8 protein-coding genes are annotated in these 12,982 nt (G+C 37.8%); 4 read left to right on the forward strand and 4 right to left on the reverse strand.

Annotated features, from left to right (window positions below):
* Window positions 1-28: 28 nt before the first annotated feature.
* Both F0365_RS11510 and F0365_RS11515 read right to left on the reverse strand, forming a co-directional pair.
* Window positions 29-3,751: a T9SS type A sorting domain-containing protein gene (locus F0365_RS11510; RefSeq protein ID WP_169933818.1), complete on the reverse strand. Its 3,723-nt coding sequence runs from the start codon at window positions 3,749-3,751 to the stop codon at window positions 29-31.
* A gap of 57 nt (window positions 3,752-3,808) precedes the next feature.
* A complete protein-coding gene (locus tag F0365_RS11515; RefSeq protein ID WP_169933819.1) occupies window positions 3,809-4,822 on the reverse strand; it encodes a hypothetical protein in 1,014 nt (337 codons plus the stop codon).
* Window positions 4,823-5,030: 208 nt separating this feature from the next.
* Here F0365_RS11515 and F0365_RS11520 point away from each other — a divergent pair, with 208 nt between their 5' ends.
* Window positions 5,031-5,297: a hypothetical protein gene (locus tag F0365_RS11520; RefSeq protein WP_169933820.1), complete on the forward strand. Its 267-nt coding sequence runs from the start codon at window positions 5,031-5,033 to the stop codon at window positions 5,295-5,297.
* Window positions 5,298-5,330: 33 nt separating this feature from the next.
* Window positions 5,331-6,170: a 1,4-dihydroxy-2-naphthoyl-CoA synthase gene (locus F0365_RS11525; protein WP_169933821.1), complete on the forward strand. Its 840-nt coding sequence runs from the start codon at window positions 5,331-5,333 to the stop codon at window positions 6,168-6,170.
* Window positions 6,171-6,314: 144 nt separating this feature from the next.
* On the opposite strand, the gene F0365_RS11530 is transcribed toward F0365_RS11525, so the two are convergent.
* Together F0365_RS11530 and gcvT are read right to left on the reverse strand one after the other, a co-directional pair.
* On the reverse strand, window positions 6,315-7,130 hold the full coding sequence (locus F0365_RS11530; RefSeq protein ID WP_169933822.1) for a sugar nucleotide-binding protein: 816 nt from the start codon (window positions 7,128-7,130) through the stop codon (window positions 6,315-6,317).
* Between the two features lie 65 nt (window positions 7,131-7,195).
* Window positions 7,196-8,278 carry a glycine cleavage system aminomethyltransferase GcvT gene (gene gcvT, locus F0365_RS11535; protein ID WP_169933823.1) on the reverse strand — a complete coding sequence of 361 codons (1,083 nt, stop codon included), beginning with the start codon at window positions 8,276-8,278 and terminating at the stop codon, window positions 7,196-7,198.
* Window positions 8,279-8,423: 145 nt separating this feature from the next.
* Here gcvT and F0365_RS11540 point away from each other — a divergent pair, with 145 nt between their 5' ends.
* The gene (locus tag F0365_RS11540; RefSeq protein ID WP_169933824.1) at window positions 8,424-9,968 is read left to right on the forward strand and encodes an NAD(P)H-hydrate dehydratase; all 1,545 of its coding nucleotides are present in this window, start codon (window positions 8,424-8,426) and stop codon (window positions 9,966-9,968) included.
* A gap of 167 nt (window positions 9,969-10,135) precedes the next feature.
* Window positions 10,136-12,778 carry a cyanophycin synthetase gene (gene cphA, locus F0365_RS11545; protein ID WP_169933825.1) on the forward strand — a complete coding sequence of 881 codons (2,643 nt, stop codon included), beginning with the start codon at window positions 10,136-10,138 and terminating at the stop codon, window positions 12,776-12,778.
* Window positions 12,779-12,982: the final 204 nt, after the last annotated feature.

Below are 12,982 nucleotides of genomic sequence, written 5' to 3' on the forward strand. Positions count from 1 at the left end.
GCTTTCGCGAAAGCGGAACCTTTAAAGTTTATTTCTTAATAAATTTTAGAGCTTTCCACTGATGATCAATTTTTATAGCTATGATATAAATACCGTTTTTAAGATCTTGAGTATTAATACCTGTTGCAGTATTGTAATTGTTATGAGACATTTTTCTTCCTTTGAGGTCATAAATGATATATGCAAGACCGTCAATTTGTTCTCCAGAGATATATAACTTATCGATAGTAGGATTAGGATATAGTTTTAATAAGTCTTCTTGTACCGCCACCTCATTACTAGAGAGCGTTGTACAACCGCCGCAATTAGCTTGTTCATAGTAGAAAAATTTACGCTCACAAGGATTGTAACTTATAGCAATAGGGCACCCGTTACTGTAATAGTCTACGATTCTGGTGATCACCCAGTCGCATCTTAAATCGTTTATATTAGGAGGTGTATCATTAAAACCAAACTGGTTTGATATGCCGGTAATGTTCATGTTAGGAAAGATACCAGTGGTTAGACCTCCGTTATTTTCATGAAAATACATTCTGCCGCCAGAAAAATTAATGTTCAGCGGGTCACTTATTAGTAAGTCTATATCACCGTCACAGTCCACATCGTAAAACTCAGGTGTGGGAAAACTACCTCCGTCTTCTGGGATAAACGGACTCGTTATACCTACTCCAGAGGATATATAATCTTGTGGAGCTACTAAATCGAGGTAAGGATAAGAAGCAGCCCCATTATTTTCATAGTAAGCAGTACCGGGAAACAGCATGCTTTGAGATGAAATTACAATATCCGGTAGTCCATCACTATTCACATCTCCTACGGCCATAAGAGCTGGGCCAAAGGTATAATCTAGCGTTCCCACTAACAAACCAAGACCAAAACTAAAGTTCCCTGCACAGTCGTTAAAATAAACTCTAGTCTCTGCATTAACACCATATACGACTATATCTAAACAGCCATTGTTATTCCAATCGTAGAGTCTATAAGAAAGGGCATTTGTAATATTTAAGTTTACTGGTGGAAGGTTAAAGACGGGAGTGGTGTTTGTCCCGGCGGTATTTTCTAACCAGTATAAAACGGGAAAACCGTTACTGCTATTAATTTTAGTATACAAAATGTCAGTATCACCGTCATTATCTACGTCGCCGTATTCTTTATCTTTAGTGTCGAAACGGTCAGTATCTAGTTCCTGTGCAATGGCGAGGGGAAATAAAACACCTTCGGCGACTTGATATGGTAAGAAGTTCAATGGTTCACACTGGTCTAATGGTGAGTCTATTAGAAGTGCTACTCGATTGCTTGGGATAATAATACCAGTGCCAGCGTCGCAATTTATTAAATAGGCACTATTAACGGCCATAGAACCAGTATTTATGTTAATAGAAGGTAAACTAGCACTAATGTTTATTTCAAAGCTACCACCAGGTGCAAGTATGGTATTGTTTTCATAAAAAATAGTTTGCGTATTTAAGTTGGGGTTATTACTTCCCGCAGTAACTACATTGCAATTAAAATTTGCAGGGTTCACACCGTTTGAGGGTGAAGTATTCAAATAAGATGTTGCGAAATCAGGTGCGTTTGAGCTTAAATTTGATAAAGAGAACGTACTATTTCTACTAAGAACTGTAGGATAAAATACATCGCCCATGGCGGGTAATTCGTCGATTATTTGAAATTGTGTTAGCGTCTTGTTGCCTAGGTTTTCAATTGTCATTTTATAATAAACATCTAGGTTGCAAGTAGGGTCATATATTAGCGAGCCTTGCTGGAAACTGTTATTATCATTGGATATTTCTTTCTTGAAGTTTATGACAACTGTTTCAATGACATTAACTTTAGCAGCATCTGTAATTACGGATAAACTATTTGCTGTGTTCACTATTGTAGCGATGTTATCTATGTTTCCGGGCGCAGTTAACGCTTTTACCTTTACTTTAACGAGCGCACAAAAGAATTGATTTGCTGTATTTATACATTCAAATATGGTGGAAAAACTAGAACAATTTTCAGCTAGGTTTATTGCATCCCATGTAAGCGTTTGACCGTTTTGATTGAAGGTTGTTCCCGTGGGCATATTGCTATTATCTACAGAAATAAATTCATACTTAGGATCTAAGATATCAGTTAACGAACCAGTAAAATCTAGGCTGCCGTTATTTTGAATACAAATTTCAAACTCTAGCTCGTCAGTAGGAACTACATTAGTGATTGAGCTTACAAACGCATTATTGGTATTGGCTTTACGTACTTTTTTTAAAGCACAAAGTTTAACTTCCTCTGCAGCTACGGTAAATGAGGCACAACTGTTATTGTTAAAAGGCATATTTGCGGCAGGAGCCTCTAAAACTACTTGAGCTTGAAAGTTTGCACAATTAGTTACTACATCACCTACGTTCAGTACAGGGTCCAATGTAAAAAGTATTGTTATATTTAACTGGTCTCCAGGGAATAGTACTGTGTTGGTTTGAGCAGTAAGTTGTAAACTATTTCCTGATGCCATGAAAGGGAAAACACCAATATAGCCGTTACTCAAATTCATAGGTATAGCAGTATTCCCATTTAAGATTAAATCAAACAGCATATTGCTGGATGCGCTATTTATGGTACCGTTAATAAATATAGACTGAGGCAGTATATCATTAGGTAAATTATCTATAATGTCTAGCAAAGCCACTGGTCTGTTGTCTGTATTGGAGTAAAAGATAGTATAAGAACCCTGACAACCAGCGACAGGATTTGCCATTAAAACGTTTTTAAATATAGAGCTGCCCAGCGATGGTGGCGGTAAATTATCTACTGCAATTACTGTTGCCGTATCGGTCGCAATAGCTGTCGTAGGTGTGCTACCTAAAGGTGTTCCATTTAACTCAACTATATTAGGTATTACTTGTCCGTTTGTAAATGCTGGACAATTACCATAATCTACCTCTACAATAAACTCTACATTTTCAAACGGATTAGCGCCTATTAAGTTGTTATTGAATGTTATAACGTTAGTAGCGGGATTAAATGTTCCAGGGCCACTTATTAAGATAGCTGTCGCGCAGGGTGGCGCAACTATCTCCGATATTGACGGGTTCACTAGATTCAACATTCCAAAGGTAATTCCTTGGTAAGCAGGATCTTTTTCTACGGTAATTTTAAATCGAGCTTTTCCTGCGGTTGTAGGAATAAAGAAATTGCCACTTTGATCAGTAACCGCAGGAAATAGGGGTGTCTTTGAAATCTCACCCCATGGATTAACGGCAGCTGCGGTGCTGGTAAGTCCGGTACTAGTCGCAAATGTTTCTGTTCCACTGGATGCTGTATAGACTGCACTGATGTTGTTGGTGACATTAAAACCATCAGCAGTTATACCGGCACAAAATGTGACAGTAATAGTAAAGGAACCCCGTTGAATATTATTTGGTATATTGAATACTACAGTAGGTAGGGCGCTCGTATCAATAAGACCAGCAATCGGGCTAGAAATTGGGTTTCCATTAAAATCTATAAAAGTATTATCGGCAATAATATCACTGGCACTATAACATAATCCAGCTGGCAAAACATCGGTAATGGTTAGTGTATTTGCCTGATTTAAATTTTGAAAATCTATCTTGTACGCAAGTGGCTCACCTGTAGGAATACTTGTTCTCTGTGGAGTAGATTTTTGAATGGTAGCTTCACCAGTAAGGCTACTAGCGCTTATGGTTTGTGATTGTAGGTGCCAGGTGCTCAGTACAAAAAGGAATAATAGTGCCGTTTTTTTCATAAGGTCAAGTATTAGAATTTTTATGATCAATTTTTTATAGAATTGGTACTGTACCCGTTAAATTTCTTTATGTACAAACCCAAAGATGAAGCTGTTGAAGGTTTGTGTAACAAATGTTGGACTAAAATCTAGGTTAAACTCGGTGATTTCTGTCCTGTCTTGTAAGCCAGAATTTTGACTGGCCGGATAATTGGATATTAGGTGCAAGCGCTTACCACAATCTTTCCATTCCAGTTGCATAGAGTTCTCGTTTACGTTAAGCCCTGTAAATAATGGTGTAATAAGGTAGTTGTTTGCAGCATTGATTTTAATCTCAACTAGATCCACATTATTATTAATACTAGAAACAACATAAAATACATCTTTGTCTTGATGGTACTCTAAGCCGCTATAATTATCACCCGTAATGGGTAAACTGTTGTAAGTGGTTATAATTCCAGTATTTACATTGTAATAATGAATATTATTAGCTATTCTAAAGAAAAGTGTATCCACTCCATTGCTAGTCGCGGTAGCAAAAGTAAAGGAAGTGTCTCTTGAGGTTGTGCCAGGATTTAAACTAATAGTTGTCAGCACTGGTCCTAAAACACCTGTAGAAGTATTTAGGGTATGAATAGTATAACTAGGCTGCGCAGGATTAATATCCATATCCATCACATATAAAGTGCCATTAAGAAAAACTGGAGCTGTAATACGGCCTAGAATACCTTGAGTTGATGCCGGTAATGGGGTAGCAGTAATGGTGTTTAGACTTTCATCATAAACCAGCACATCGGACTGATTTTCCTGATTGAACCATATGGACTGTCTGTTCACCTTATCCCAAGCGCTCGGATTATTACGTGCGGTAATACTGTTGCTGATACTGCTATTAAGGTTAAAAGAACTGGTAGCAATATTTGAAGTTGTGTTTTGAACCACATTAATAATACCGTTAAAATTTGCCATATCTGATGTGCTCCAAGCAAAGTAAGTGTTATCAGCACAAGTAATTGTGGTAGCGGTACCATCGTCTTCCGTACATGAAAATAAGATAGCGATAATAAGTAAGTATAAGAGCTTGCTTTTCATGTTTTTTATTTTTAATAGTAATTACACAATTTATATCCAATTAACAAAGGATAAATATAGCAACAGTGATTTTGATTCGATCAAAGCTAACTTTCATTAGATCAACTTGATTCCGCTTTCTGTTTTTTTAAATTTTAAACAGAAATTTACTCTGAGCCAGCTCGGGGCGAAAGCGTAACAAAAACAATTTATTTGCTACTAATAAATTATGACAAACGAAATCAACTATATAGACTTTGAGCCGAAAGTGTCTCATAAAAGTTTCTGGAAAGGGAATAATTATGAATCTACTCAGGTGGTTATGGCACGGGTGAATGAATGGGTGCGCAAGAATTATAATTCTAAAATTATAAATATAGAAACACTTCTCATTCCAGATTCTGGGCATAACAAGAAAGAGCACAATGCCAAAAGACTTAGCATGCAAGGTGGATATGTTTATATGATTGAGGTGGTGAGAGTATGGTATCAATAGGATAGACCTTATATTTGCCACAAAACTGATCTTATGTCCATACATTGGAAAACTGCTATAGAATTTGAAGATATCACTTATAAAAAATGTGATGGTATCGCCCGTATCGCGTTCAATAGACCTGAGGTGCGCAATGCTTTTAGACCTAAAACAGTAAGCGAACTCATCAAAGCCTTTTACGATGCACAAGAAGACCTTTCTATAGGAGTAGTCGTTCTGACTGGAGAAGGACCTTCAAAGAAAGATGGTGGTTGGGCTTTTTGTAGTGGTGGAGATCAAAATGCACGCGGACACGATGGCTACAAAGACGATTCTGGAACTGGGCGTCTTAATATTCTAGAAGTACAACGCATGATACGTTTTATGCCTAAAGTGGTGATTTGTGCTGTGCCAGGTTGGGCTGTAGGTGGTGGACATAGTTTGCATGTCGTTTGTGACATGACCATAGCGAGCAGAGAACACGGCGTATTCAAACAAACAGATACTGATGTGGCTAGTGTTGATGCTGGTTATGGAAGTGCCTACCTCGCCAAAATGGTAGGACAGAAAAAAGCACGTGAGATCTTCTTTTTAGGTCGAACCTATTCTGCTCAAGAAGCCATGGATATGGGAATGGTGAATGCTGTTGTACCACATGATGAACTGGATCAAACTGCATACAATTGGGGGCAAGAAATCCTTAAGAAATCCCCAATAGCTATAAAAATGGCAAAATTTGCATTAAATGCTACTGATGATGGTATGGTTGGTCAACAAGTTTTTGCTGGAGAAATGACGCGATTGATCTATATGACCGACGAGGCAAGAGAAGGAAGAGAAGCCTTTTTAGAAAAGCGACCGCCTAATTGGGGGAGTGATCGTTATATACCTTAAAGAAATCTGCTTTTTAGCAGCTTAAAGTCCGGTGTAGTGAATTTAAAATTTTTGTTTATTTTGTTTTTGCCTTGAGCAGCCTTAGAGTAAACTTCCCTATAGAAAATAGAAAGCGGAATAAACCAAAGCCTATAAACTTTCATTTTACAACACTCCACAACTATTTACCACCCCTTCTATATTCAGCTGTAAATGCTTAGGCAATATATTGTCTCTGGGTAAAACAGCAAGATGTCGGTCTTCGTTTGAATCATAGACTTGTTTCAACAAGGGGTTTGGATAACCCAACTGTTCACAAATATCCTTGATGAGATCAATATGATGGATGAGGTTGTTGCTTCCCAAATGAAAGATACCACGTCTTCTTCTATTGATAATATAATGCAGCTGTTGTACTAATTTGTTAATATGAGTAGCATTGATCACCACATTAGGAAAAACATCTATCGCTTCATTTAATTGAAGCTGAGCTTTTATTTCATTTACTCGAGGAGAGCCTGCGCCGTAAATCATAGGAATGCGGCATATCACATATTTAGCAACGGGCTTGCGTAGTAATTCGTTTTCAATTTTAATTTTAAACCTGCCATAAATACTTTCAGATAGTGTTTTGTCGTATTCGTAACTAGGATAATTAGTGAAACGATCAAAGACATTTGCGCTGGATAGAAAGATAAGCTTACAGTCGTTCTTTTCTATATAATCTGCAATTTCAAAATGCATGCGCACCAGACTGGTAACATTCCCCCTTAAGGCTGTTACTATAAACTTAGGCTTAAGATTATCTAAAAGTATATCAAGACTTTCCAGTTCATAATCAAACTGATGAAAATGCTTGTTTTTTTCAAAAGCAGCATGATCCGTTTTAAAAGTTGCATGTACATCAAAAAATGGTGCCAGTTCTTTATAGAGTGCATTACCTATAAAGCCACTACCGCCTAAAATTAAAATTCTACTCAAAAATGATTATTTTTTTAGAAAGTCTACCAACTCACCTTCCCTTTAGGAAGGGTCAGGGATGGGCTTTACTTTTTATAAAAAGGTAATTTCACCACAGTCGCAGGAACTAAATTTTTCCTGATTTGTATGTAAATTTTACTTCCTGGAGCAGCAAAAACAGGGGGTACATATCCCATTCCTATTCCTATACCCATGGATGGAGACATCGTTCCACTAGTAACTATACCTAGATCTTTCTGTTTGCTGTCCTTTATTTCATAACCACCGCGAGGTATCGCACGATCATCCATCTCAAAGGCAACTAACTTGCGATCAACACCATTTTCTTTATGTTTTTGGAGTTGTTCATAATTGACAAACGGCTTGGTAAATTTAGTCACCCAGCCCAGTCCTGCTTCAAAAGGAGAGGTGGTTTCATCTATGTCATTTCCATAAAGACAGTACCCCATTTCTAGACGTAAGGTATCTCTTGCAGCAAGTCCAACTGGCTTTATTCCAAAACTTGCTCCTGCTTCAAATACTTTTTTCCAGATTTGTTTTGCATCACTATTTTTACAATAGATCTCAAATCCGCCAGAGCCAGTGTAACCGGTGGCACTAATGATGACATCTTCAACACCTGCAAAATTAGCTACTTCAAAATGATAGAATTTTATAGTACTTAAGTCTACTGAAGTTAGCGATTGCATCGCCTCGACAGCTTTAGGCCCTTGAATAGCCAGTAGGGAGTAATCTTCAGACAGGTTTTTCATGTCTGCATTCATGATGTTGTGCTTAGAAATATGAGCCCAATCTTTATCGATGTTAGAAGCGTTTACAACAAGAAAATACTCGTCTTCTTTCATTTTGTAAACAAGCATGTCATCTACTATACCGCCGGTTTCATTAGGTAAATACGCATATTGAGCTCTACCCACAGTAAGTTTTGAGGCATCATTAGAAGAAACTCTTTGGACCAACTCTAAAGCTTTAGGACCACTGATTAAAAATTCTCCCATATGAGAAACATCAAAAACACCTAAATGTTCTCTTACGTTTTGGTGTTCAATATTCACACCTTCATATTGAACAGGCATATTAAAGCCTGCAAAAGGAACCATTTTTGCTCCTAATGTTTCATGAATAGAGGTAAGTGCAGTATTTTTCATGTGTTGATTTTTACAAGTTCAAATGTAGAGTTTTCCGATTAAAACTACCTAGTTTTTAAGCACAGCAAATTGCCAACTAATTCACAAATCTAGTAAGTAAGTATTGCCTTGATTTAATTAAATTGCCATATATAAAACAGACCTATTGAAAATCTTAAGCGCAAAACAACTGGCAGAGGCCGATCAGTCTACGATTAGCAAACAACAAATCTCTAGTATCAAATTGATGGAACGGGCAGCAACTCTTGTTTTTGAAAGAATTCATCAGCGATTAAATGCTGCCCCAGTTCCTGTAAAGATATTTTGTGGAATAGGTAATAATGGGGGCGATGGTCTTGCTATAGCTCGGCACATGATGGAGCATGGTTATCAAGTGACTGTTTATGTGACCAATTGTAGTAAAAAAAGATCGCCTGATTTTCTAGTAAATTATAATCGTATGAAAGAGGTGACCAAAGACTGGCCCATTTTATTGAGTTGTAAAGAAGATTTTCCAGAAATAACACCTCAAGACATTGTTATAGATGCCATTTTTGGAACAGGAATCAATAGAGCATTAGAGGGATGGATGGCCGATTTGATCCACTATATAAGTGAATCTAAAGCTTTTAAAGTCTCCATCGATATGCCTAGTGGCTTGTACGCAAATACAGCTCATCAACCAGAAGATGCTATTCTAAAAGCAGATCATACGTTTACATTTCAAACACCTAAATTGTCGTTTTTTCTTTCTGAAACAGCCAGTTACGTAGGTACTTTTGAAATAATCGATATAGGGCTAGACCCTGAATATTTAATAGGAATTGCTCCACTGGCAGAATTAATTGATAGAGAAGCCGCTCAAATTAGGTACAAGGCTCGGGAGAAATTTACCTATAAAGGAGACTATGGTCATGTACTTACTTTTGCAGGTAGTAAAGGTAAGATGGGTGCTGCGGTTCTTTGCGCGGGTGCTGCCATTAACTCTGGAGCAGGAAAGGTGACTGCTTACTTACCAGAAGGGGGGAATAATATTTTGCAGACTTCCTTGCCAGAAGTGATGACTTTGTTGGGCGATGGAAATGACTTTATTACAGATTTTAATCATCATCTGAAGGGGACTGTTTTGTGCATTGGACCTGGAATAGGAACAGAGAAGGATACAGTTTCCGCTTTCGCGAAAGCGATAAAACAACAAACAACACCCGCAGTAATAGATGCAGACGGAATAGTTATCCTAGCCCAACACCCAGAACTATTAACAACATTGCCCAAAGATTCTATCCTAACTCCTCATGATGGTGAATTAAAACAGCTTATCGGGGGATGGAATAATAGCTATGAGCGATTGGAAAAAGTGCAAGAATTTTCTAAGAAATACCATTTAATTCTTGTCTTGAAAGGTGCGCATACCCTTATCATATCTGGGTCAAGTATGTTTATCAATGATACGGGTAATCCAGGAATGGCCACTGCTGGCAGTGGAGATGTATTAGCGGGTATTATGGCTTCTTTTCTAGCGCAGGGATATGATCCACTTACAGCAGCTACTTTCTCTGTTTATATACATGGAGCAAGTGGCGATCTTGCAGCACAGACCTATGCTCATGAAGGTTTAAAGGCATCTGTGATATCTAATTTTATTGGCCCCAGTATACTTCAGCTATTTAGAAACCCACCGCAAGAGCAAGATCAAGAGCAAGAACAATAATAATTTATAGTTTCTTACTTTAGGATTTGGTGCTTGATGTAATTATTATATATTTAAAAGCAAAAGTTATTCTTATCTTCAAATGAGATAATAAGTTCCTTTGAGGCTATTTACTGCGATTGTCAAATGAGATGATGTAATTCTTAAACGATCAAACCAACAACCCTATGAATATACGTGAAATAAATGCTATGAGAGGACCTAATTACTGGTCCATAAGACGCCATAAACTTATTGTAATGGTTTTGGATTTGGGAAAAATGGAAGAGTTTCCTACTAATAAAGTACCGGGGTTTTCAGAGCGATTAAAAAAGATGTTTCCCACTATGTACTCACACCGCTGTTCTGAAGGTTGTGAAGGTGGTTTTTTTATGCGGGTTGACGATGGGACCTGGATGGGGCACGTCATAGAACATATTGCGTTAGAAATTCAGACCATTGCAGGAATGGATACGGGTTTTGGAAGGACACGTGGTTATGGGGAAGAAGGTGTTTACAATGTTGTGTTCTCCTACATGGAAGAAAGTGTTGGTCGTTATGCAGCAGAAGCTTCCGTAAAAATATGTAATGCATTAATCGCTGCAGAAGATTATGATCTCAATGACGACATACAAAGAATGCGCGAATTGCGCGAAGCAGATCGCCTAGGTCCTAGTACGGGTTCTATTGTGGAAGAAGCAGAATCAAGAGGCATTCCATGGATCAGGTTGAATAAATATTCTTTGGTGCAGTTGGGTTATGGAGCAAATCAAAAACGTATTCAGGCTACTGTTACTAGTGAGACAAGCAGCATAGGTGTAGAGCTGGCTTGTGATAAAGAAGATACTAAATACCTATTAGAAAGGGCAGAAGTTGAAGTGCCTTGTGGAGATATTATACGTAGAGAGAGCAGCTTAGAAGATGCTTGTAAATACGTAGGTTACCCGGTTGTTATTAAGCCTATAGACGGAAATCACGGTCGTGGAATTACAGTGGACATACAAAACTACGAAAGTGCTTTAGTGGCTTTTAACCATGCAAAAGAGAGTTCTCGAAGTGGAGCAATAATAGTTGAAAAATTCATTAAAGGCGAGGATTACCGTTTGTTAGTTATTAATAATAAACTGGTTGCTGGAGCGATTAGAACTCCTGCACATGTTGTAGGTGACGGAAAATCAACTGTACAAGGATTAATAGATAAGGTAAATAGTGATCCGCGTCGTGGTTATGGTCATGAAAATGTACTGACTCAAATCACTGTAAATGAGTTGACACAAACTATTATAAAAGCTGCCGGTTATACCTTAGAGTCTGTTATAGCTCTAGGCGAAAGATTGATTTTAAAAGATACGGCAAACTTAAGTACAGGAGGAACTGCTGAAGATATCACCGATATCATTCACCCTGCTAATGTGAGTATGGCAGAGCGTATTTCAAAAATTATCGATTTGGATATTTGTGGAATTGATATCATGACAACAGATATTTCACAACCATTATCTGAAACAGGTGGAGCGGTATTAGAAGTAAATGCGGGTCCTGGATTTAGAATGCACTTGGCACCCACCAAAGGATTACCTCGTAATGTTGCTGCTCCTGTTATTGATAAATTATTTCCAAACAAAGGAGATACGGGTCGCATTCCTATTATCGCTATAACAGGTACTAATGGAAAAACAACCACGTCACGTTTGATTGCGCATATTGCAAAAATGAATGGCTATCGCGTAGGCTATACCACCAGTGATGGGGTGTATATCCAAAACCGTTTATTAATGACTGGAGATTGTACAGGCCCTGCCAGCGCAGAGTTTGTTTTAAAAGACCCAACGGTAAATATGGCGGTATTAGAATCTGCTCGTGGTGGTTTATTACGTGCTGGTCTGGGTTTTAAAAAATGTGATGTAGGTATTGTTACCAATATCGCTGCAGACCATTTAGGCTTAAAAGGAATCCATACCATCGAGCAACTCGCTAGAGTAAAAGGAGTTATCCCAGAAACCGTTTTGCCAGATGGATATGCAATATTAAATGCCGATGATGATTTGGTATACGAAATGAGACGCACTGTTGAATGTAATGTCGCTTTATTTTCTATGGATGAAAATAACCCTAGAATTAAAGCTTTGCAAAGATTGAATGGTATTACGGCTGTTTATGAAGAGGGTTATGTCACTATTTGTAGAGGAGAGTGGAAAATGCGACTGATGAAAGCAGAGCACATTCCATTAACTTTTGGTGGGAAAGCTAAGTTTATGATTCAGAATGTACTTGCTGCTATTCTTGCAGCTCATGTACAAGGAATGAGTAACGAAGATATCAAAGCAGCTTTAGAAACTTTTGTGCCTTCTCCATCACAAACTCCAGGACGTTTAAATCTATTTAAGTTCAGCAAGTTTGATATTCTATTAGACTATGCCCACAATGCTGCAGGTATGCGCGCGTTAAAAGATTTTATAGATGAGCTAGATGCTACTGTCAAAGTTGGAATTATAGCAGGAATAGGCGACAGACGAGAAGAAGATAATAATGAAATGGGCGCTATTGCTGCCGAAATGTTTGATGAAATTATCATTAGACAAGATAAACGTTTGAGAGGAAAGACAGAGCAAGAGCTTATAAAGATGCTGGATGATGGGATTAAAAGTCAAGACCCCAATAAGAAGACCACTATTATTCCTTCTGAAAGTGAAGCTATTAAATACGCTGTTAAAAATGTAGTAGAAGGATCTCTTATTGTTTTGTGTAGCGACGTTGTTCCAGATGCATTAGAGCTTGTAAAAGAATTGAAGGAGATGGATAATAGGGGGGAATTGCATTTGTTGGATTAATTGATTTGATGAGTTAAAAATTAAAGTCAAAATAAAAATAAAGCGATGCCAGTTCGAGCGATACTAGAAAACGATTTATGAAAGGAAACTCAGTTTGACTTTTTTGAAAATGGAAACATCCGGAATTCCGCCTTTAATGCCCGTAAGAATCTTGTGGCAATGGTCGGGGAAGGAAGCGGTATAGGAATAAAGAAGTAGAAGGCT

Origin of the sequence: Nonlabens sp. Ci31, assembly GCF_012974865.1 — a bacterium.
Classification (GTDB): Bacteria; Bacteroidota; Bacteroidia; order Flavobacteriales; family Flavobacteriaceae; genus Nonlabens.